Annotated in this window: 17 protein-coding genes; 9 read left to right on the top strand and 8 right to left on the bottom strand. The window is 63.5% G+C overall.

Annotated elements, in window-relative coordinates; genetic code table 11:
- The first annotated feature begins 222 nt into the window (after positions 1 to 222).
- Both ABEL04_RS09140 and ABEL04_RS09145 read left to right on the top strand, forming a co-directional pair.
- Positions 223 to 537, top strand: coding sequence for a hypothetical protein (locus tag ABEL04_RS09140; RefSeq protein ID WP_375802082.1), 315 nt, complete (start codon positions 223 to 225; stop codon positions 535 to 537).
- 173 nt (positions 538 to 710) lie between these two features.
- Positions 711 to 1,751: a zinc-dependent alcohol dehydrogenase family protein gene (locus tag ABEL04_RS09145; protein WP_375802083.1), complete on the top strand. Its 1,041-nt coding sequence runs from the start codon at positions 711 to 713 to the stop codon at positions 1,749 to 1,751.
- A gap of 64 nt (positions 1,752 to 1,815) precedes the next feature.
- Here the strand turns inward: ABEL04_RS09145 and ABEL04_RS09150 are convergent, their stop codons facing one another.
- The 4 genes from ABEL04_RS09150 to ABEL04_RS09165 form a co-directional block, all read right to left on the bottom strand.
- On the bottom strand, positions 1,816 to 2,046 hold the full coding sequence (locus ABEL04_RS09150; protein WP_375802084.1) for a hypothetical protein: 231 nt from the start codon (positions 2,044 to 2,046) through the stop codon (positions 1,816 to 1,818).
- A gap of 596 nt (positions 2,047 to 2,642) precedes the next feature.
- On the bottom strand, positions 2,643 to 3,050 hold the full coding sequence (locus ABEL04_RS09155; protein ID WP_375802085.1) for a TIGR03643 family protein: 408 nt from the start codon (positions 3,048 to 3,050) through the stop codon (positions 2,643 to 2,645).
- Positions 3,051 to 3,630: 580 nt separating this feature from the next.
- Positions 3,631 to 4,827 (bottom strand): tetratricopeptide repeat protein, encoded by a 1,197-nt coding sequence (locus ABEL04_RS09160; protein WP_375802086.1) that lies wholly within the window; start codon positions 4,825 to 4,827, stop codon positions 3,631 to 3,633.
- A gap of 209 nt (positions 4,828 to 5,036) precedes the next feature.
- Positions 5,037 to 6,302 carry a D-alanine--D-alanine ligase family protein gene (locus ABEL04_RS09165; protein ID WP_375802087.1) on the bottom strand — a complete coding sequence of 422 codons (1,266 nt, stop codon included), beginning with the start codon at positions 6,300 to 6,302 and terminating at the stop codon, positions 5,037 to 5,039.
- 239 nt (positions 6,303 to 6,541) lie between these two features.
- On the opposite strand from ABEL04_RS09165, the gene ABEL04_RS09170 reads away from it, so the two are divergent.
- Complete coding sequence (locus tag ABEL04_RS09170) at positions 6,542 to 7,246, top strand: metallophosphoesterase family protein (RefSeq protein ID WP_375802088.1); 705 nt, start codon at positions 6,542 to 6,544, stop codon at positions 7,244 to 7,246.
- 31 nt (positions 7,247 to 7,277) lie between these two features.
- Here the strand turns inward: ABEL04_RS09170 and ABEL04_RS09175 are convergent, their stop codons facing one another.
- A complete protein-coding gene (locus tag ABEL04_RS09175) occupies positions 7,278 to 8,570 on the bottom strand; it encodes a dihydroorotase (protein WP_375802089.1) in 1,293 nt (430 codons plus the stop codon).
- 153 nt (positions 8,571 to 8,723) lie between these two features.
- Positions 8,724 to 11,093 carry a S9 family peptidase gene (locus ABEL04_RS09180; protein ID WP_375802090.1) on the bottom strand — a complete coding sequence of 790 codons (2,370 nt, stop codon included), beginning with the start codon at positions 11,091 to 11,093 and terminating at the stop codon, positions 8,724 to 8,726.
- Positions 11,094 to 11,296: 203 nt separating this feature from the next.
- Between ABEL04_RS09180 and alr the strand changes: the two genes are divergently transcribed.
- From alr to ABEL04_RS09200, 4 genes are all read left to right on the top strand, one after another.
- Positions 11,297 to 12,547, top strand: coding sequence for an alanine racemase (gene alr / locus ABEL04_RS09185; RefSeq protein ID WP_375802091.1), 1,251 nt, complete (start codon positions 11,297 to 11,299; stop codon positions 12,545 to 12,547).
- Between the two features lie 151 nt (positions 12,548 to 12,698).
- A complete protein-coding gene (locus tag ABEL04_RS09190) occupies positions 12,699 to 13,412 on the top strand; it encodes a response regulator transcription factor (RefSeq protein ID WP_375802092.1) in 714 nt (237 codons plus the stop codon).
- Positions 13,413 to 13,481: 69 nt separating this feature from the next.
- Positions 13,482 to 14,939, top strand: coding sequence for an ATP-binding protein (locus ABEL04_RS09195; protein WP_375802093.1), 1,458 nt, complete (start codon positions 13,482 to 13,484; stop codon positions 14,937 to 14,939).
- 450 nt (positions 14,940 to 15,389) lie between these two features.
- The gene (locus ABEL04_RS09200; protein WP_375802094.1) at positions 15,390 to 17,660 is read left to right on the top strand and encodes a thiamine pyrophosphate-dependent enzyme; all 2,271 of its coding nucleotides are present in this window, start codon (positions 15,390 to 15,392) and stop codon (positions 17,658 to 17,660) included.
- A 15-nt stretch (positions 17,661 to 17,675) separates the two neighbouring features.
- On the opposite strand, the gene ABEL04_RS09205 is transcribed toward ABEL04_RS09200, so the two are convergent.
- On the bottom strand, positions 17,676 to 18,239 hold the full coding sequence (locus ABEL04_RS09205) for a DUF2231 domain-containing protein (protein ID WP_375802095.1): 564 nt from the start codon (positions 18,237 to 18,239) through the stop codon (positions 17,676 to 17,678).
- A 130-nt stretch (positions 18,240 to 18,369) separates the two neighbouring features.
- Positions 18,370 to 19,785, bottom strand: a complete 1,416-nt coding sequence (locus ABEL04_RS09210; protein ID WP_375802096.1) for a carotenoid oxygenase family protein — start codon at positions 19,783 to 19,785, stop codon at positions 18,370 to 18,372.
- 387 nt (positions 19,786 to 20,172) lie between these two features.
- Between ABEL04_RS09210 and ABEL04_RS09215 the strand changes: the two genes are divergently transcribed.
- Together ABEL04_RS09215 and ABEL04_RS09220 are read left to right on the top strand one after the other, a co-directional pair.
- Positions 20,173 to 20,745 carry a hypothetical protein gene (locus tag ABEL04_RS09215; RefSeq protein WP_375802097.1) on the top strand — a complete coding sequence of 191 codons (573 nt, stop codon included), beginning with the start codon at positions 20,173 to 20,175 and terminating at the stop codon, positions 20,743 to 20,745.
- A 58-nt stretch (positions 20,746 to 20,803) separates the two neighbouring features.
- Positions 20,804 to 22,504 (top strand): S8 family serine peptidase, encoded by a 1,701-nt coding sequence (locus ABEL04_RS09220; protein ID WP_375802098.1) that lies wholly within the window; start codon positions 20,804 to 20,806, stop codon positions 22,502 to 22,504.
- The last annotated feature ends 4 nt before the right edge of the window (positions 22,505 to 22,508 follow it).

Below are 22,508 nucleotides of genomic sequence, written 5' to 3' on the forward strand. Positions count from 1 at the left end.
GGCGGGCTTACTGGTCCAGCCCTCTTTTCCAAATTTCTGCCATATCACGTCAAAAGACTGACCTGTATGGATAGACCATTGGTCCACACCAGTTGATTTGGATGGATACTATCCCATGCGCCTGCTTTACATACTGAAACCGCAAACCTGCCCCAGCAGGCACGGGGAGCAGGACCGGAAACCAAACGAAGTTACCACAATCGGACCCCCACAGTTACACCCATGGAAGACGAAGGTCCTATTCCCTCCCGCTCTGATCTTCTGGACGAGTTCGAACGGTTTCTCGGAAGCCGGAATCCTGACTTCGAACAACAAGCCGACAGGCTCCGGCAGCTACGCCGTAGAGTGGCGGAGGAGAGAGGCGAACAGTTCGCGGAGGAGTGGTTCAAAATCTACGGCAGGCCCCTTGAGCTGGGCCGTCTGGCGTACGCCCGGTGGGAGGAGTTGGGGGCTAAGGCGAAGCGGCAAATCGTCGAGGAGATTCAACAGGCCGACCGGATTGGGGATGAGATGAGCTACCTTCCAGCTACGGGCTGACCGCGGGCAGGCCCTTACGCTGGGGGAAGACGTTGGGAGCGGCCGGTTCTCCAACGCGGTTTCCCTCCCGTCCGGCCTGAGGCTTGTTCTGGGGCGGCGCCTCTACGGCAGAGCTCCACGCCGACCCCCAGTTCTCATTTACCGCTCACCAACCGGAACTCAATCCTGGATTTATGAAGGCAGCCGTTTTTCACGAGCCCGGCGACATCCGGGTCGAGGACGTCCCCGACCCCAAAATCGAACAGCCCACCGACGCGATCGTGCGCATCACCCGCACGGCCATCTGCGGGTCGGACCTGTGGTTTTACCGTGGGCACCGGGACTACAAGCCGGGCTGGCGCACCGGCCACGAGCCGATGGGGATCGTCGAAGACGTAGGAAGCGAGGTGCGGTCCGTGGAGGCAGGGGACCGGGTGCTGGCCCCTTTCGCCATCAGCGACGGGACCTGTGAGTTCTGCCGGCAAGGGCTGCACACCTCCTGCGTTCATGGGAACGTCTGGGCCGCCGAGCACGATGGGGCCCAGGGGGAGGCCGTCCGCGCCCCTCAGGCCGACGGCACGCTCGTGAAGGTCCCGGAGCGCGCGGAGGGAGACGAGTCGCTTCTGCGGGCACTCTTCCCACTGACCGACGTGATGGGGACGGGCCATCACGCCGCCGTCTCGGCCGGAGTGGAGGCCGGGTCCACATGCGTGGTCGTCGGGGACGGGGCCGTCGGGCTCTGTGCCGTGCTGGCGGCCCGGCGGCTCGGGGCCGAGCGCATCATCGCGATGGGCCACCATGAAGATCGGCTCGAGAAGGCCCAGCGCTTCGGGGCCACGGACCTTGTGTCCAGCCGCGGCGAGGAGGCGGTCGAGGAGGTCCGGGAGATGACCCGAGGCGGGGCGCGCCACGTCATGGAGTGCGTCGGCGCGGCCTCCGCGATCGAGACGGCAATCGCGACCTGCCGTCCTGGGGGCACGATCGGGTACGTCGGCGTTCCGTTCGGGGCCGAGGAGGGGGGGCTTGACATGTTTCGGCTCTTCCGGGAGAACATCACGCTTCAGGGGGGCATTGCGCCGGTGCGGGCGTACATCCCGGCGCTGATGGAGGACGTTCTGGCGGGAACGCTCGACCCGTCCCCGGTTTTCGACGAGACGGTCGGCCTGGAGGAGGTGCCTGACGGCTACGCCGCGATGGACGACCGGGACGCAATCAAGGTGATGGTTGAACTCTGACGGGGGCCGCAGCGGGTTCGCGCACTGCCAGCCCTTGGCCAACCTCTCGACCGGCATCTGACCGTCAGCTCCCGAGCTCCGAAACGCCTCTTGCGATCGTGTACGGCACAAACGCCATGAAGAGGCCCAGGACCGCCACGGCAACCTGCTGCTGCCCTCCCCGCACCGCATAGAAGTGCGTCGCCACGAACACGCCGGCCGCGACCGACGAGAGGATCGAGAACGTCCAGCACAGCGTGCGAACCGCCCATCCGATCCACGATAGGGCCGAAGAAGAATCGTCGTCGGAAGACATGGTCGTAGGTTTCTTGTCTTGGCAAAGAGGGAATTCTGACAGGCAAGGTCAGAAACAGCGGCGCTCTGCAGAACTGCTTCCAGTACGCCCAACACCACTTCTTCTTCCCAGCCCTCCGTGAAAATCGGGCCACCACTTGCGTCTCGGTCCTGCAGAGCTTCGTCGGTGCCGACGACCATTGGGGGGCATGCCACCGTCCAGGAAGCCGACAAGCGAGGTATCGTCTCTGGACCAGACGTCAATCTTCCGACGGATATGCCGGAGTACCACTGACCGAGGAGCGACTTTCGAAGAAAGACGCATCGGCTGATAGACCTTCCCGCCTGTCCCTCACGTGACGCCGGTGTGCTACGGTCCATGTGCCCCACAGACGTGCTGTCCACGCTCAAGCCAGGAGATGAGCCGCTTCCAGTCGGGCTGATCCGCCGGGAGCTGGGCACGCACTCCGGTCCCCGTCATCACGCGAGGGGCTGCCGCAGGGGTTGCCCGAGCACTCCGGCTGGACAGAGCCTCTGCACGTCGGGAAACGGGCGTTGCTTCCTGCCGTCTCAATGTCTCGGTGGTTTTCTAACCATCCGGTCTCCCCCCGGCGATTTTCATTCTTCCTGATCGCTGTCCTCAGCGTCGGGGGGACTGGGAGCGTCACCCTCACCGTTCAGGCGGGCCGGAAGCGAGGAGAAATCCGACAATTGCGAGGGGCCCTCCTCGCTACCGAGGGCCTCCTGGCCGAGAGGCTCCAGCGAGCGGGCTCCCGGAGGACGCCGGCTCACCGACTCGGTCAGGGAGCGTCGCGAGGCATGTTTCGTGGGACGCCCGCTGACCCGCTTGCGCCAGAGCTGCCAGCTGGACCGCTTCAGGCGGCTTCGCATCAGCGCGATTACTGCCTCCTCGTCGAGCCCGTATCGCGCCTCGATGGCCTCGAAGGGCACGTCGTCCTTCCAGGCCATGCCAATGACGTGTGAGACCTCCTCGTCGGAAAGATCGTGATCGTCTTGAACGCCCATGAAGGAAGCAGGTCTTGGGGCAGAAGAGTGGAAGGCTCCGTCGGCTCAACCGCCCGGTGCGGAGAACCCGTTCTCGGGGACATGCGGCCGCGGGTCCGAAAGACAAGCAGGGTCGTTTTCAGTCCCAGAGACACGTCTTCGGATCTATTCGAGGTCGCCCGTTCGGCAACCAAGTCTGTTAGATACGCAGCGAGCAAAGATCGATTCCTACAGAGTCGGGGCCTGCGGGTGAAAAGGTCGGAAGGTCACGCCGACGCAGTCGAGAGAATCCCGGAGGGACTTTCCGCCTGGGAGCAGATGAGGTGTAAGCACCAAACGCGATGGCCAGGCACGGCATCAGGCGATCGCCGAGCAGAACGACCGGATCTTGCCAGACCTCCACAACTGCAGGGGAGCCCCCACTGCCTGCCCCGCCGGCGCGACGCCACAGTCCGGACTGTGACGACAGTTCGGTCTGTAGAGCCCGCCGACCACGCGGGGGCTGGATCAAGAGGGAGAGTGGCTGCCGCACAAGGATGTTCGCCCACCCCGATATCGATTGCCTCTTTCAACGATTCCCGAGCGAGACTCACTCGTCCTCTTACCCTGAATAGGGCGCGTCCAGGTACTGCCGGGCACGCTTGTGGGCGCCGGCGGTGTCCTCCATACGTAGCACCTTCCGGTAGCGACTGAGGGCCATCTTGCGCTGCCCTAGGGCGTCGTACACCATCCCCTGGTACAGGTAGCCGAGCATCCGATACCGCGTGTTCTCGATGTCCCGGCTGGTCAACTGCTCCAGCTGGGCCAGGTGGGACAGGGCCTGCTGGTACTGATCGTCGTAGAGCTGGTCGCGGGCCAGGTAGAGATGTGCCACTTCCTTCATGTGCAAATTATACCCAGGATTCCCCGCCCTGCACCGCTTCAGAATGGTCTGGAAGATCGCCTGAGCGCGTTCCCACCGGCCCCAGCGCGCGTAAACGCGTCCCTCGAAGGCGTGAAAAAACGGGTTGTTGGGATGCTCTTGACGAAGCCACGAGACCCACTTCCGACTTTTGGTGAAGCTATCCTCGTAGAGGTAGTGGATCTTGGCCAGGAAGTATGCGGCCTCTGTCTGCACGTACCGCCCATTGGTAGCGGCCTCACGGAGCAGTCGAAGCCCTCGCGCCTCGTTCCCGTCGGGCAGCAGCCACAGGATGGCCTTCGACAAGGTGTATTCCTCAGCCAGGATGGCCGAGTAGTAATCGTACATGCCCGGCCCGAACACGTAGTCTCCTTGCTTGGGGGCTACGTCCTCGACTTTTTGGACGTAGTTGATTGCCTTCTGGGCATTGCGGATCGTCTGCCACCAGTGGCGGCGGTTGGAGTGAAGCCGGGCCAGAAATCCGTGGGCCGCCGCCTTGAAGAGAGCCGCGTCGAAGTGATCTGGATTTTTGTTCAGTAGATCATTGCAGCGTGCAATAACGGTGTTCATCTGCTCGATAAATGCCTCGTCGTGGGAGGTGTCCGTCAGGTCGAGCATGATGGTCCACCACAGGTTCAACCCCTTCAGGAACGGTCCAATAGGGTGCTCGGGATACCGGTCGTCGATCCTGTCGAAGACGGCCTTCGCCTTCTCGAACTGCATGCCGTAGAGCAGGTCGAGCCCCTTCGTCCCGTGCGTTCGCACGAAGGAATCGTCGAGGATGGAGGCCTTCTCACCTGCAGAGTCGGGGGGCGAGTGAGACTGGGAGTGTGCGACGCAGACCTTCCCGGTGAGGAGCAGCAGTCCGGCGGCGAGAGCAACGAATTGAGTCCGCATGGGCTCGTTGGGTGCCCCTGAGGGCAGCCTGTGCTGTTTTGAAGTCGCCTTCGAATGGGGGTGGTCCCGGACCGACGCGACCGGGAGAACGACGGCCGTTCATGGTTCCGGCGTCGGGAGCCGTATGCGCCGCCCACATGGGAGGGGCAGGCGCCGAGGAAACCGGATGCATCAACAGGGGCCCAAAAACGGCTGTTCCCTCCCGTTCACTACCCTCCGGGCTCGTCGGCCTTCAACCCGCGCAGGCTCTTCTCGGCCAGGAGGTTTACATCGTACGTCTGCACCCGACCGTTTTGCTCACGGTGTCGCCGTCGGGCAATGGTCACGAGGCGGTCTAACAGCTCGTCGAACGGCACGCCCGAGGGCTCCCACAGGTAGAACGAAAATGATCCCGGAATCGTGTTGATCTCATTGAAGTAGAGCTGTCCCGAAGACGCTTGGGACTCGTCGATCATGAAATCAATGCGGACGACTCCGGCACACTCGAAGAGGTGAAAGATGCGGACAGCTATCTCTCGGATCTGTTCTGTACGGTCATCGGAGAGCCGAGCGGGGACAATCCGGTCCTGCGAGGCCATGCCGCCGGGTGACGATCCGGCATTTTTGGCGCCTCCCTCCTTGGCTGCCTCTCCATCGTCCCGCATGTACTTGTCCTGGAAGGTGAGCACCTCGTCGTCGTCCGAGGGGACCGGTTCCTCCAGCACACTGGGCGTGGCGTCGTGCGCGTCGCCCAGCACCGAGCAGTTGATCTCCCGGAGCTCTTCGACGGCCGCCTCCACGACGACCTTGTCGTCGTACCGGAACGCGTCCTCGATGGCCGCGTCAAGACTGGCCCGGTCTTTCACCCGTCCAATGCCGATGGAAGAGCCGCAGCGGGCGGGCTTCACGACGAGCGGATAGCCGATCTCCTCCTCGCACCGGTCCAGGGCTTGTTCCTCCTGGTAGGCCCATTCGTCCTCGCGGAACGACACGAAATCTACGACGGGAATGCCGGCCCCCTGGCACACCCGCTTCGACATGACTTTGTCCATCCCGAGTGCAGAGCCGAAGACCCCGGCGCTGGTGTAGGGCACATTGAACGTCTCGCAGAGCCCCTGCACACTTCCATTCTCCCCCGGCCCTCCGTGCAGACCGAGCAGCATGACGTCGATCCGCCTCCGCAGGGGGGGCCGGACCAGGTGCTTCAACGCTCCGGCCTCGCGATCCTCGAGAAGCTCAAGGTACCCGTGCGGGGTGGGCACGAGTGCCACCGGCACGGCGTCGGCGAGCAGAGCATCGAGGTCCCGATACTGCTCTACGTCGAGCAGGGCACGGCCCGTGTACCAGGTGCCATCCTTTGCGATGTAGATGGGAACAGGAACGTACTGGTCGTGGTCGAGGGCCGCTGCAGCCTGCAGCGCAGAGATGACTGACACCTCATGCTCGGGCGCCACGCCGCCGAGAACAACGCCAACGTGCAGGGGCTCATCGGACACAGGACTGGCAACTGGTGTTGGTGAGCGGAACGAACGCCACGAGCCGATACGACGAGCCATGCGTGAACGATCCTCGACCGAGACCGCCCCCCTCCCGTCAAGTCTCCACCAAACCCGACACTGGTCGTCTGTTTCCCCCTCCTCGCCGTTGGTTTTGCTCCCTCGGCCGTTTAGATTAACGCAGCAGTCACCGTGCTCGCATTCTCGATCCCCTACCCACTCCCGATTCCCCACCACTGGTGCGACTGGCCATCATCTCAGACATCCACTCGAACCTCGAAGCACTCGAACGCACTTTCGAGGCCATCGAAGAGGCGGACGTGGACGCCATCTACTGTCTGGGAGACGTCGTGGGCTACAACGCCGATCCCGCCGCCTGTATCAACCTCGTCCGCGACCGATGCGACGCGGTCGTGCTCGGCAACCACGACGCCGCGGTGGCGCGTGAGACCAACGTCGATTTCCTCCCCGCCGATGGTCAGGAGGCGGCACGCCACAACCGCGAGCAGCTTTCGGAGGCGCAGCGGGACTACCTCGCCGACCGGCCGCTTACATACACCACCGCCAACTGCACCTTCGTCCACGCCACGCCCGACGACCCGACGGCCTGGAAGCGCCTCACTTCGTACCCGTCCGCTCGGACGCAGTTCGAGCACTTCGACACGGACGTGTGTTTTTTTGGCCACACCCACCGCCCGGCCGTCATGGCCGACACGCTGGGCGTCTTCCAGGTGCGGCCCGGCTACCGCTACCTCATCAACGTGGGGAGCGTCGGCCAGCCGCGCGACCAGAATCCGAAGCTGAGCTTCGGTCTGTTTGACACCGAGGCGTTCGAATACGAAAACGTGCGGTTCGACTACGATGTGGCCGGGGCGGCCCGCAAGATTCGGCGCGCCGACGGCCTGCCCGATCGGCTCGCCGATCGGCTCGAGACCGGGGTGTAGGTGGGCCTCTTTTTTCTCCCTAGCGTCGCCGCTACGCCTCTTCGTGCTCGACGAACTGCCCGTCGCTGTAGACGGCCCAGGGCCGCCCCACCATCTCGCTGCCCAGAAAGGGAGTGTTCTGGCTCTTCGACCGGACGTGCGCCTCGGTGAAGGTCCACTCGGTCGAGGCGTCGAAAATCGTGAGGCGGGCCGGTTCCCCCTCCACGATCTCCGGCACGTCGAGCCGCAGGATGCGCCGCGGCGCCACGGTCAGCTTCTGCACCGCCTCCTCGACCGACAGCACTCCGGGCGCAATCAGCTCGCGCCCGATGAGCCCCCAGGCCGTCTCAAGTCCGGTGATGCCGAAGGGGGCGGCGGTAAACTCCACCTCCTTTTCGTAGGTGGCGTGGGGGGCGTGATCGGTACAGATCGCGTCGATGGTGCCGTCGGCCAGTCCCTCCTTGAGGGCCGCCACGTCGGCCGCTGAGCGGAGGGGCGGGTGCATTTTCGTGTTGGTGTCGAAGGCCGTCTGCTCCACGGCCTCGTCGGTGAGGGCCAGGTGATGGGTACACACCTCCGCCGTTACGGGAATGCCGCGGGCCTTTGCGCGCCGGACCAGTTCTACGCCGCGCGCCGTGGAGAGGTGCGCCACGTGCACGTCGCTCCCGGTGAGGGCGGCCAACTCGATGTCGCGGGCAATCATGACGTCTTCGGACGCGGCGGGAATGCCATCGAGGCCGAGCCGGGCCGACACCGTTCCCTCGTGCATTTGCCCGCTGGGATTGAGCGTCTCCTCCTCCATGTGGTTGACGATCGGACGGTCGAGCATACGGCTGTACTCCAGGGCCCGGCGCATCAGGCCAGCGTTCTGCACCGGCGCTCCGTCGTCGCTGAAGGCCACAGCCCCTCCGGCCCGGAGGTCGGCCATCTCGGCAATCTCGTGTCCGGCGCGCTCCTTCGAGACGCACGCGATGGGGTAGACGCCCACCGGTGTCGCCTCGGCCCGTTCTCGCACAAACTCGACCACGTCTCGGGTGTGAATAGGGGGGTCGGTATTGGGCATGCACGCCACGTCGGTGAAGCCCCCCGCGAGCGCCGCGCGGGTGCCCGTGGCGATGGTTTCCTTGTGCTCATAGCCCGGCTCTCGAAGGTGGACGTGCATGTCCATCCATCCCGGCGACAGGTACGCATGCGAGGCGTCGTACGTCGGCACGTCGCCGTCCACGTCCAGGTCGTCCCCAACGGCCGCGATGGTGCCGCCTCGGATTAGCACGTCGGCGGAACGAGCGGTCTTGGTCTTGGGCCGAAGGAGGGTGCCGCCGCGAAGGAGAAGATCTGGCGTCATGCGCTCCGAAACCGCATCGTGACGAGGCGTCTATCGCATCCAAAAAGGTACGATCCGTGGTTCCTTCCGTCAACGGTCCTGCCCGCGGTCGTTCGCAGGCCACCGAACACGGCTCAGGAGTCCTCCATCCAGGCGTTTGGCACCGCGCTCCTCCTACCGCTCCGTGGTGGGCTCGGGCTGGCCCGGACTCGTCTCCGGCGTCGGGAGGAGGTGTTCGGTAATTGTGTCCGTGAGCATCGTGAACAAATTCAGCCGCGTTTTGCCCCCAGCGAGTCCGTGCTCGTGGGTGGGGTACATCATGAACTGGAACTGCTTGTTGGCTTCCTGCAACTGATTGACCATCTGGACGCTGTTCTGGAAGTGCACGTTGTCGTCGTCGTCCCCGTGTACCATCAGCAAACTCTGGTCGGCACGCAGGCGGTCGGCGTAAGCCAGGGGAGCGCCCTTCTCGTACCCATCCTCGTTCCGCTGTGGGGTAGACATGTACCGCTCGGTGTAGATGGTGTCGTAGAGCCGCCAGTCCGTCACAGGGGCGATGGACAGGCCGGTGTCGAAGGTGGAGGGCCCTTCCTCCCGCAGCATCGAAAGAAGCGTCATGTACCCGCCGTAGCTCCAGCCCCAGATCCCGATCCGGTCGCGGTCTACCCAGGCGGAATCCGCGAGGGCCTGGGCCGCGTGGATCTGGTCGGCCGACTCCGGTTGGCCGAGGCGCTGGTATGGCACGTCCTGAAAGGCCTTCCCGCGCCCCCCGGTGCCCCGGTTGTCCACACTTACGACGACCACGTCGTGCGTCCGCGCCAGGTACTGGTGCCAAAGCTGCCGGCTGCCCCCCCACCGGTCCGTTACGGTTTGGACGCCCGGCCCTCCGTACACGTACATGAGCACCGGGTACTTTTCCGACGGGTCGAAGTCCGTGGGTTTGATGACGTAGGCGTTGAGGGGCGTTCCATCGGCGGCCGGAAGACTCGTAAAGCGCCGTCTGGGGAGGTCGAGGCTGTCGAGACGCTGCTTCAGAACCTTATTGCCCTGAAGGGTTGTGAGGCGGTCTCCGTTGGTCTCGTGCAAGGTCCACGTCGGGGGCGTGCCCGACGCTGAGTACTGATCGATGTAGTAGGACAGGTCCTTCGACAGATTGATGGCGTGCCAGCCCGGGCGTGTAGTGACCTTGCGGGCAGGAGGGGCTGCTTCGTGCGGGGCCATGGAGACTTCTGCCCTGTAGAGGTGGCGCTCAATCGACGTGTCGCGGGTCGCGGTGAAGTAGGCCGTTCCGTTTTTTTCGTCGATCCCGTGAAACTGGGTAACCTCCCAATCGCCCTCGGTAACGGGCCCGACCTTCGTACCGTCGTTCCGGTAGAGATAGGCGTGGTTGTATCCGCTGCGCTCGGAGAGAAAAATGAAGTGCTTCCCGTCGTCGAGAAAGGAAAGCTTGTCGTTGGTGATGTCGATGTACGTATCTCGGGTCTCGTGAAGGACGCGGGTCACGTCCCCGGTCGTTGGATCACCGTAGAGAAGGTCCAGGTCGTTCTGCTCCCGGTTCAGGCGAAACATCCAGACCCGGTGCTGTCCTCCAATCTTCGGGGTCCAGCCGATGCGGGCGAGGTACTCGTGTGGATCCGACGCCTCCTCTTTCTTCGAGAGCCCGGGGTCCCACGTTTTCGTGTCGAAATAGCGCACCGCCTGCGGCTGCCCTGCCTCCGACGTGTCGACCTTCGAGAGATCGACCACGCCAATCTTGATCTCGCTGTTTTTCTCCCCTGCCTTCGGGTAGCGGAAGCGAGTGATCTTCGGGTAGCGCTTGGTGTTGTCCATTAGCGGAAACGACCGCGTCTCGGACTCGTCGAGCTTGAAGAAGGCAATGTGCGAGCCGTCTGGACTCCACCGCCAGCCGTCCCGCAGCCCGAATTCTTCCTCGTAGACCCAGTCAAAGGTCCCGTTGATGATTTTCCCCTCACTGCCGTCGGTGGTGAGGGCGGTTTCCGTGCCGGTCGCCAGGTTGACGACGTGTAGGTCTCGCTTTCGCACAAACGCGACTTTCGTGGCCGAAGGATTGAACTTGGCGAACATCTGATACCCCCTGTCTCGGTCGGAGATCGGGGTTAGCGTCTGTGCGCCGAGATCATACACGTAGTAGTATCCCTTCGTATTGGCCCGCCACACTTCCTTCGAGTCCGTGTAGATGAGCACCTTCTCCCCTCCGTCGCTAAACGTGTAGCCCTCGATCGGCACGATGCGATCGACATCCTCCGCGTACAGGTTCGTGCCGTCGATGACCTGCGTGCGCTCCTCGGTCTTCAGGTTATACCGCATCAAGTGGGTCGCATCGGCAGTGTCGGCGGACTCGATGTAGGTAATTACGGGTCCCTGATCGGCCCACTTTCCGCCCCGGAATGTTTTGGGCCGGAACGTGGAGGAGGCGTGGATGCTCTCAAGGGTGAACTCAGGCCCCTCCTGTTCCTGCGCAACCCCCGGGGTGTCGGGGAGAATCAGCAGGGCGGCAACGAGGAGGACAAGACGGCGAAGCATAGTGGCAGACAGCGTTGGTGAGAAGGGGGTGTCGGTTGAGACGAACGCCGGGAAGATACCTGCAAGAACGTCCTAATGCAATGCAATCCCTTCCTCAGTGCCCCGTTCCTCCTCCCTTCTGCTCCGGACACGGCTCCGGGGTTCCTCGGTAGGTCGCAGAACGAGGACGGGAACCATTGTCCAACGGGCCTCCGTAGGCAGGTTTGCGTGCATTCGTTGTATTGCGTGGCGACACCGACTCTCTTCCCATTACTGATTGGTCCACCAACACAGACGAACACTCGCCAGCAACCGCCATCGTGGACCTGGCCGCCATCCGCCACAACGCTCGCGTCCTGCAGGACCGCGCCGGCGGGGCCGATCTGATGGCGGTCGTGAAGGCCGACGCCTACGGGCACGGGGGCTTGCCGGTGGCTCGAACGCTGCACGAGGAAGGCATCCGGCATTTTGGCGTGGCTCGCCTGGATGAGGGCATTCGTCTCCGCGACCAGGGGATTGCCGATCGCATACTGGTGCTGGAGGCCCCCTCCCCCGAGCACCTCCCTCATTATGTTGAGCACAGTCTCGATCTTACGATTTCCTCGACCCGCACCGCGGCGGACGTGGCCCGTCTTGCCTCCGCGGGAGCACCTGTGCGGGCACACGTGAAGGTGGACACCGGGATGGGACGGCTTGGCCTCGCCCCTGACGACGTGACGGAGGTGGTATCGCTTCTCGCCGACACGGCCGGCATCGACTTGGTGGGGCTGTGGACGCACTTCGCGACGGCGGACGTGCCCGAGAGTGCGTTTGCTCGGACCCAGCTTGAGCGGTTCGAGTCTGTCGTGGACAAGGTTGGGGCCCCCTTCGACCGCGTGCACGCCGCCAACACCGGCGCTCTCCTGACGCTTGGGGCCCGTGCGCACGACTTCGCAGCGCCGCTCGTGCGCACCGGCATTGCTCTGTATGGCCTGACGGCCACCCCAGACCTAGAGCCACGCCTCGATCTGCGTCCTGCGATGCAGCTGCAAGCCCGCGTGACCCACCTCAAGACGGTATCTGCCGGAACACCGATTTCGTATGGCGCTCAATGGCGGGCCTCCCAACGCACACGCATTGCCACGCTTGGCGTCGGCTACGGGGACGGATACCCGCGCCTGTGCTCGGGACGGGCGTCCGTTCGGCTGGGCGGATCTTTGTGTCCGGTCGTGGGCACGATCTGCATGGACATGTGTATGGTGGACGTAGGACCGCCCAACCAGGACCCGGCAGCCACCGTGGACGTGGGAGATGAGGCGATCCTCTTCGGTCCATCCTCCCCCTCCGTGCATGATGTTGCCCAGTGGGCCGAGACCATTCCCTACGAGATTTGCTGTGGGGTCTCCCCGCGGGTTCCTCGTCGCTACGTCCAGCCTGAGGAGAAGGCCGAATCTGCTGGGGCTGTCCAACTCTCCTCTTCGGAGCGCTCGCCATAACACGACATTTTTACATTCTTCACCCTCTGGATAACCAAAACCGTGCATCCCACTGTGGGATTTTCCTGTATGCACTTGGGTAGACGGGAAAGGATGCTAATAGAGACAGTCCCACTTTCTTCTCTTTTGTTCAAAGAAATTCTTTTAACCAATGCCCATTACTGCTGATCCTAGTGACATCGATGTTCTCGTTGTCGACGACGAGAAGGATGTTGTCGAGGTTGTCGGTCACTTTCTCGAAGAGGAGGGCTACAATGTCCACACTGCTTACGACGGCGAGGAAGCACTCGAGAAGGCCTCCTCGGAAATTGACCTGATTGTGCTCGACATCATGCTTCCGGGCGTGGACGGCTACGAGGTCTGCCGGAAGCTGCGTTCCCGTGTGGAGACGGAGGAGATCCCGATCGTTTTCCTCAGTGCGAAGACTGAGGAGGAAGATCAGATAGAAGGCCTGATGCTCGGCGGGGACGACTACCTGACCAAGCCGGTATCCCCACAGGTTCTCGTGGCCCATGTGAAGGCCGTGCTGCGACGCTCTGGGGTCGAGGAAAGCAGCATTCTCGAGGTCGACGGCCTCAAGATTTACGAGGATGAGTACCGCGCTGAGCTCAACGGCGAGGACCTGGGGCTGACGCTCACAGAGTTTGAGCTTCTCCGATACCTCGTTCGACATCCCCGCAAGGCATTTACGCGCCAGCAGCTGCTCGAGACCATCTGGAAGGACGCCATGATGGTGACCGAGCGCACCGTCGACGCGCACATCAAGAACCTGCGTGAGAAGCTCGGCGACTTTGCCAAGCACATTCAAACCGTGCGAGGTGTCGGGTACCGCTTCGTCCGCGAAGAGGAGTCGGCCGAGGCGTAACCGCACGGTGCGCCGGGGGCGCCCCCGCTGCAGGTGATCTGCGGGAGACATTTATATTTTCGGTGTTGTATGTCTTTCCTCCGCTCAATCCGCGACTTTCTTCTTCCGCGGCGGGCGTCAACCCAGACTTGGATGGTCCTCACGTTCGCCCTGTTTGTTGGGGTGGCGGTCGTGGGAGTGGGCCTCTATGCGGTGCTCGTCCTGCGGGGCGATATGCGCAGGTCCATGCGGCAGACGCTCCACGATCAGGCCGACCGAATTGCCGTTCAGGTCCAGCAGGAGCCAACCCCTGCCCGCCGCCACATGATCGTGGAGGACCTCACGGAGCTGACGGACCTGAACATTGCCCTCGTCACGCCCGACACGGCCTACCGCCCGGCCTCCCGTCCTTCGCCTGCGGACACCCTGGTAGACGTCTCTGCTCTCCAGGGGATGGACGAGAGCCAAACTCGGTTTGCGCGCGCCCAGACCGCGGAGGGGCAACCCCTCTTCGTGGCTGCTCTTTATCGGCCATCCGCGGACCTGATCGTTCGTGTCAGCCAGCCTCCCCCACCCCTGTATCATCTGGTCCAGCGGTCCCAGGTCGTGCTCATCCTGGGCATGGTTCTGGCCTTCATCCTGTCCCTCATCGGCAGCTTCATTGCCGCCTATCAGGTGAAGACGCCTCTCGAGCGCATCGGCGAGACGGCCCGCCGGGTCGCAGATGGGGAGTTCGCCGATAAGATTCGCGTGGACTCCCGCGCGGCGGAGTTCCAGGACCTGGCCGAAAGCCTGAATCGAGCGTCCGACGCGTTCCGGGAAAAGATCGAGGAACTGGAGCGCATGACCCGGCTGCAAAGCGAGTTTATCGGGAACGTCTCGCATGAGGTGCGCAATCCCATCTTTTCGATCAGCGGGTACCTTGAGGCCCTCGGCACGCCGCAACTCGACGACGAGCAGCGGAAGATGTACGCTGAGAAGGCACTGACCAACCTCAATCGGCTCCAGAACCTCTTTAACGACCTGATCGACATCGCCCGGCTCGAGTACCGCGAGGACTTGATCGACCGGTCGGTTTTCGACCTGAAAGACCTGGTGAACGAGGTTGCCGAGATGCTTCGTCCGAGGGCCGAAGAGAAGGGGCTCGATCTTCAGGCCGACGTGCCCCGCTATTTCGTCCACGCCGACCGCTCACGGATCCGTCAGGTGCTGCGGAACCTGATCGAGAACGGAATTGCGTACACCAACAGCGGATCAGTGCGCTGCCGCGTGCAACGTCGGCTCGACAAGGTTCGAATCGAGGTCGTCGATACGGGGCAGGGCATCGATGAGGACCATCTCGACCGGATTTTCGAGCGCTTCTACCGCGTCGACCCGGACCGGTCCCGCGAGAGTGGAGGGACCGGCCTTGGGCTCAGCATTGTCAAGCAGATCCTTCAGGCCCACGGCGAGGAAATCAACGTCGAAAGCACCCGGGGGCGGGGAACTCGGTTCTGGTTCGAGCTTCCGTACGAGTCGGAACCGGAGCCGAAAGCTGTAGAGGCTTAAACGGTGGCTCGGGAAACGGCCTCGTTCATGGCGCATGCCTATGGTCCCGCAAGCATCGGAGCCACGTCTCCGCGGCGGAACTGCTTCTTTCTCTGCGCCGCTCGCTGATGGGATCCGGAGGAGTGGTCGATGCTTCCGGTTGTTCCTCTCCTCGTCCCCGCCTGCTTGATCGAGTCGCTTCTACCCCTCGCGGGCGTGTCCGCGCACGAAGAAGGAATCTTTTCGTTGGTCGGGGAATTTCATATACTGAGGTGCTACCCTTCTACGATAATCAATCTTTAGATGGCCCTACCGTGGAAGCGCTTTTGGTCGGCGCAGTTGAGGAATTCCCCCGCTGCGGTTGGGACTGTGCGTGTCCCGATCGTTAGGGGCTTGGCGGAATGAGCAGCCAGATCCTCCACAGGGATGCGCCGGCTCCTCCGATGGCTTCGCAAAACAATCTCCCCTACCATGCAGAACCCGAGCAATTCCGATTCTGAGGTGCACGAGGAGTCGCCGGGGTCTTCAGAGACGGAGGTCCCCGAGTCTGAAATGGCGAATGGAGAAGCCGCTGTCTCCGATCCCGCTTCCTCCCCGGAGGCGGTGGCTTCCCCCCACGACGTGCCGGCCGAGGAGCTGGAGCACGGGGACGGACACGCGGCCATCCCGACGGTGCCCTCCATCGAATCGTGTGGGTCGGTGGACATCGACCGTCTCGGGCCCGATGACTTTGCGGCCGAGACGCTGCGCCAGCGCCTGCGTACCATGATGGTGTCCCGCCATCTCGACGAGAAGATGATGACCCTGCTCAAGCAGGGCAAGGGCCACTTCCACATTGGATGTGCCGGCCACGAGGCCGCACAGTCGGCCATCGGCCTATACTCTCGTCCCGGGGAGGGACCGGGACACGACTGGTTTTGCTTCTACTACCGAGATCTCTGCCTGGCGCTGTCGCTGGGCATGACGCCCCGCGAGGCCATGCTGGCGCATCTCGCGAAGGCCGACGACCCCAACTCGGGCGGACGACAGATGCCGGAGCACTTCGGCCTGAAGCACTTGAACGTGATGACGACGGCGTCGCCCGTGGGTGCACAGTTTAATCCTGGCCTTGGATTCGGCTTCGCCATTCAGCAGCGGGGGAACGACAGCTACGTGTACGTTTCCTGTGGCGAGGGCGCCACCTCTCAGGGCGACTTCCACGAAGCTCTCAACTGGGCTGCCCGCGAGCAGGCCCCGGCCCTCTTTTTCGTGCAGGACAACAAGTACGCAATCAGCGTCCCCATCGACGAGCAGACGGCCGGCGGCACCCCCTACAAGCTGGCCGCGGGCTACGAGGGGCTCAGTCGGATCCGGGTGGACGGTACCGACTTCTTTGCCAGCGCCTCTGCGGCTCGGGCGGCAATCAATCACATCCGCGCGGGCAACGGGCCGGTGTGCCTCGTGGCCGACGTGGTGCGGCTGTTCTCTCACTCGTCGTCGGACGACCACACCAAGTACCGCACGTCCGACGAGCTGGAGGCGGATCGGAAGATCGATCCCATTTCCCGGCTGGAAACGGCCCTCGTCGACGAGGGGGTGCTTACCGAGGCGGAGATCGACACCATGCGGGAGGAGGTGGACGCGGAGGTCGACGAGGCCGCCGAGTGGGCCAAACAGCAGGATGACCCGGCCCCCGAGACGGCCACCAACCACGTATTCTTTGAGGGGGATCACGGCATCGACTACGACTCGACGGACGACATCGACGAGGAGGCGGACCCGATCGTGATGGTCGACGCCATCAACCGGGCGCTCAAGGAAGAAATGGCGCGGGACGAGAGCATTATCGTCTATGGGGAAGACGTGGCCGGCGATAAGGGCGGTGTGTTCACCGCCACGAAGGACCTCACCGCTCAATTCGGCGAGGATCGCTGCTTTAATTCGCCCCTGGCCGAGGGATCGATCGTCGGCACTGGCGTGGGCTACGCCGCCAGCGGCTTCCGTCCGGTCGTCGAGATCCAGTTTGCCGACTACATCTGGCCGGCCATGCAGCAGATGCGCAACCAGGTGGCCCCTATCCACTACCGATCCGATGGGCAGTGGCGCTGCCCAATGGTGATCCGGGCGCCCTGTGGAGGCTACATCCACGGCGGCCTCTGCCACTCGCAGAATGTCGAGTCGATCTTTGCTCATACGCCCGGCCTCAAGGTGGCCCTCCCCTCCAATGCCGCCGACGCGAAGGGGCTGTTGGCGACGGCCATCCGGATGGAGGATCCGGTGCTCTTTCTGGAGCACAAGGCGCTGTACCGCGCTGCTTCGGCCCGCACGCCCACCCCGCCTGAGGAGTACACCCTCCCGTTCGGCGAGGCGCGCATTGCCCGCGAGGGGTCGGACATGACGATCGTGAGCTACGGCCTGATGACGCAGAAGTCGCTCAACGTGGCGGACGAGCTCGAGAATGAAGGCGTCGACGTGGAGGTGGTGGACCTCCGGACGATTATGCCCCTCGACTCGGAGACGATCCTGGAGTCGGTGCAGAAGACCAATCGCGTGCTCGTGGTCTACGAGGACCACGAGTTCATCGGCTTCGGCGCGGAGATCTGTGCCCAGATTGGAGATGACGCCTTCAAGTACCTTGATGCCCCCATCCGCCGCGTCGCGGGCGAGTTCACCCCCATTCCGTTCGCCCACTCGCTGGAGCGCGCCGTGCTGCCGAGCGACGAGGGGATTCTGGAGGCCGCCCGCGACCTGGTGGCCTTCTAACCCCATCCGGTGGCCCTACGGCGCTTCGGAGCGCGCCGCGGGTCGGGAGACCTGAACTGTGTCCTGTCGGGTCGAATCCGGCGTCGCGGTCGCAGGGAGCTTCTGCGTCTGCGTGACCCCCACGCCGCGCCGGTACACCATCTCTCCGCCGTTTTCTCCCGTCTTGTAGATCGGGAAAAGGGTTCCCAAGCCCACCACGAAAAGGACGGCGTGCGAGAGTCGCCGGCTCCGGATCTGTGTGATGAAGAGCCCGATGGCCCGAGCGCCGGCGTACGCGCTCGTCGAGACCATGGTATACCACGCCCAGTACGAGTGCGTGGAAAGGGTCTGGGCGGCCTCAGGGGTCGCGATGGTGACCGTGTCGATCGCCCAGGTCCCGCTGTAGTAGCTCACAACCGCGCTCAGCCCCGTCGCCACGTAAAGCCCCGTCGCGACTTCCTGCCCGGTTTCCCAGCGCTCCCCGAGCCAGAGGGCCAGTGCGTCGGCGGCAACGGCAGCAAAGATGAGAGCAATGGGAAAGTGCACGATGAGCGGGTGTGCATTGGGCACCCACTCAGGAAGCAAAAAATCGGGGACCACAGTGAAGCGAAAGGATTTTAGAGATGGAAGTGGCACCCCAGGAAACCTGCCGTTGCGAAAGCATGGTTCTGCCGAATCGTAATCAACTCGGCACGCTCTCTCTCCATTTCAACGAAGGGGGAACGATTCGTCAGTCCCTCCCCGCCTTCCCGAAAAACTGGCCGTGGAAGCCGAACGGGATGGCGTGCGGCACCGTCGCCCGCGCCCGCTCGCTCCAGGAGGCCGCGTCGAGCACGAGCAGGAACGATTGCTCGTTGCCCGGATCGAGCACGACCGACAGTACTACGCCGTCGTCCTCGTCTGAACCGTGCGGAGCCGGGACGAAGACCGGCTCGCCGGGATAGGTCCCCGACTCGTGCCACGTCTGCGCGGCGCCGGTCTCGGCGTCGATCTTCACGAGCTGGTCGGTGAAATTGTCCGTCTCGCGCGTTCCCACGCCGTAGACGTGCTGGTATGGTCGCGCGGTCGCCACGCCGTCGTGGATGCGCGGCAGTTCCAGGCGCTCGTCGCTCTGCACCGTAGAGGAGGCCGCGCCGCCGTTCAGTGGAAGGCGGTAGCGGCGGAGGTGACCCGTCCCCGGCGTCGGCTCGTCGCTGCGGAGGCGGTCGAGGTACAGGTCGTCGATGATGGACGCGTCCGGATAGGTGACGATGTCGCAGACCACCGCGCCGTCCCGCTCAAAGGCGTTGACGTGGTGGAAGCCGAACGCCGCGTCGGCCGTGCAGGTGGCGATTTCCTCGCCGTCGGACTTCCGAAGAATGCGGAACCGCGTGCCGCGCCCCGGCGTCCATTCGAAGTTTTCGATGAACGGCTTTCCGCGCAGCAGTAGATCCAACGGATTCACCACGAGCGGCCACTCCGACAGGATCACGTACCGCTCCGTCATCCCGAAGCTGTGCATGTAGCTGGGCCGGTCCACGTCGAGGCTCGCCACCTCGCGGCGCGTCGCGTTCCCCGGCGCCACCCCGAGAATCTTGTACGTGCACTGGCGCCCAAACGAGGCCCCGTACGAGAGCGTCCGGCCCGTCTCGGGCTCAATCTGGGGATGGGCCGTGGAGGTATCCACGCTCACGTCGTCCGCAAAGTCCACGACGCCCGCCGTCTCCAGGGTCTCCGGGTCGAAGGAGACGGGGAGCGGCGTCGCCGTGAGCGCCACGTACTGATCGTCGAGGCGCGCGACGTTGATGCTGGCATTGTCCGTCGGCTTTGGGTCGAACAGACTCATCACCCGCCCGAAGATCGACATGCACGGGTCCGTGGCAAACTCGGACCGGACGATCTCGCCCTCGTCCAGCGCCTCCTGCCGGCTCTTCGTCTCGAGAAAACGGTTGCGATAGCCCACGGTCCCGTTCTCGAGGCGAAACGCGTGGAGCATCGCGTGCCCGTCGAACCAGTGGTTGTAGTCCTGATCGCCCACCTCGAACTGCGCGGGGCCGTTGCGAATGAGCGTACCCGCCAGCCAGGGTGGGAGATCCCCTTCCGTGGGGAGCTCGGGCTCGTGAATTTCACGGCGGAGGCTTTCAAAGCCGCGGCGGTAGTTGGGCATAGGAGGTCGGCACGCGTAGTCGGGAAAGACAAGGTGCGCTCTACCGGCGTACGAGGGGAGAGTTCGTCCGGGTGGGGGACATCGCCGGGACAATCGCACAATCCAAGAACATCTCACATCGTCGCTCCACGCCCGTCTCAGGACCTGACCGACGACTGCACCCGATCCGACGATTGATGCCATTGCCGTGGGCGCATCGTCCGCGCGGCCCGTGGGCAACGCTACGAGGGAGATGCCATCTGCTGCTTTCGGCGGAGAGCCGCGGGGTTGGGGACTTCCACGGTCCGGATGAGACGAACCATCTTGAAGATTCGCATATACAAGGGAGGGCATCACCTCGCTGAACGGTGTCCCCAAGCTGCTCCCCCTCCCCACCGCCCCTGGCTCGTGTTTCCCATACCGGTTCCCATTCCCGAGTCCTTCTATTCCGTCGAGACGGAAGAGCCAATCTCCACATGTCTCGTCTGCGAGACCCCTCTGCTGGACGGCTCGACCGAGTACTTGATTGAGAAAGGCTACCGCCGGTATGAAAACTACGATGTGGAGGAGACGGTCTTCGGCTACGCGCTGTGCATGGACTGTCACATGACTATGCGCCAGTCATTCTCCGACGAGTCGAAGCGCCGGTGCCAATCCTATCTCTCCGACCACGTTGATCTTCCGAAGCGGGCAACGACGCTTCTTGCAGCGGAATCGGCCGATCCGGAGGACTGGACCCGTCGCTGCGTCGTGCACGACACGCCGAAGGCCGACCTCCGCGAGTACCAGTTGCTGGCGCATTGCCGCGGCAAGAAGATGCTCCTTACCCATCTTCCGCTCCTGATTGGAGGGCCGGCCATTGACGACCTCGCACGGCGGCTCTCCGACGAAACCCTCGACGACCTCGGTGGCTTCCGCGACGAACACCTGGGCCCGTCTCCCGAACTGGAGCGCGACCTGCAAGGCCCTGTTCTCGCTTAGAGGAGGCTGAACGCGGACTTTCTCAGTCTATTCTTCGAAACGACGGTCTTTTGCGCCCATGAGGCAGGCGACGACGATTCTCTCTGTACTTCTCGCTCTTTTCCTGGCAGGGTGTTCCTCGAGCCGCCCCACGACTACCCCTACGGCCGACCGGGACACCACCACGGCAACGACGCAGGCGTCCTCGTCGGAGACCAAGCAGGATGAGAAGAACGCTCCGGCCCCCTCCCGCGCCCCTCAGGACTGGTACCATCTCGACCAGGTTCCCCGTAGCGGACCGGGCCTCGACACCCGGACGGCCTACCAGACCGTTCTGAAAAATCGTGCGCCCCAGGACACCGTTCGCGTGGCCATTATCGACTCGGGCTTCGACATCGACCACGAGGACCTATCCGGGAAGGTGTGGACCAACGCCGATGAGGTGCCGGGCAACGAGGTTGACGACGACGGAAACGGCTACGTCGACGACGTGCACGGCTGGAATTTCATTGGCGGTCCTAACGGAAAAAACGTAAATGAGGACACGTACGAACTCACGCGAATCTACGTGAATCTCCGGGAGCGCTTCGCCGGGGCCGACTCGGCCGAGGTTCCGCCCGACGCCCGTGATCGGTACCAGCGGTATCAGAAGATCAAGCGCACCTTCAAGCGAAAGCGCCGCCAGGCCAAGCAACGACTCAAAAAGGTCAAAAAGGCGCAGGATGCCGTTCAGGCGTCCGTAAAAATCCTAAAGCAGCACCTGCAGACCGATACGCTCACGAAGGAAAGGGTTCTCTCCATCACGACTTCCGAGAAGAAGGTGCGCCGGGCCCAGCGGACCCTTCGCTACTTCTACAACCAGAACCTCACCCCGTCGGACCTCCGGGACTACAAAAACCAACTGGAACGGAAGGTCGAGTACAATTACAACCCCGACTTCAATCCACGGCCGATCGTCGGGGACGATTACTCGGATAAAACTGAGCGTTTCTACGGGAACAACGACGTCGTGGGCCCCGATGCCTCGCACGGCACCCACGTGGCCGGGATCGTTGGAGCGGTGCGCACCAACGACATCGGCATGGACGGCGTCGCGCGGGGGGTTCGGCTCATGTCCGTCCGCACCGTGCCGAACGGGGACGAGCGCGACAAGGATGTCGCCAACGCCATCCGCTACGCCGTCGACAACGGCGCCGATGTCATCAACATGAGCTTTGGCAAGCGGTACTCTCCGCACAAGGAGGTGGTGGACGACGCCGTGCAGTACGCCGATTCGATGGGGGTCCTCATGGTGCACGCCGCTGGCAACGACGGGAGCAACGTCGACTCGACAAAGAACTATCCGTCTCCTCACTACCAGAACGGGGGCCGGGCGAAACTTTGGATCGAGGTGGGGGCCTCGTCCTGGCAGGGAGGAAAACAGCTCGCCGCCCCCTTCTCCAATTACGGCCCCGAGAGGGTCGATGTCTTCGCCCCCGGCCAGTCCATCTACTCCACAGTTCCCAATGATAAATACGACCGCAACAACGGCACGAGCATGGCTGCACCAATGGTGAGTGGGCTGGCTGCACTCATGATGGCGCACTATCCCTCCCTTTCTCCGACCCAGGTCCGATCCATCATCCTCGATACGGCGACGCGCTACAGAGATCAGCTCGTGAGCCGTCCGGGCAGCGGTGGCACCACCACTGTGCGCTTCGGCAAGCTCTCGCAGACCGGCGGCATCGTGGATGCACACGCCGCGCTGCGGCGGGCCGCCGAGGTTGCGGGGCCGAGGTAAAAAA

This window comes from Salinibacter sp. (genome assembly GCF_042218895.1).
In the GTDB taxonomy this organism is placed as follows: domain Bacteria; phylum Bacteroidota; class Rhodothermia; order Rhodothermales; family Salinibacteraceae; genus Salinibacter.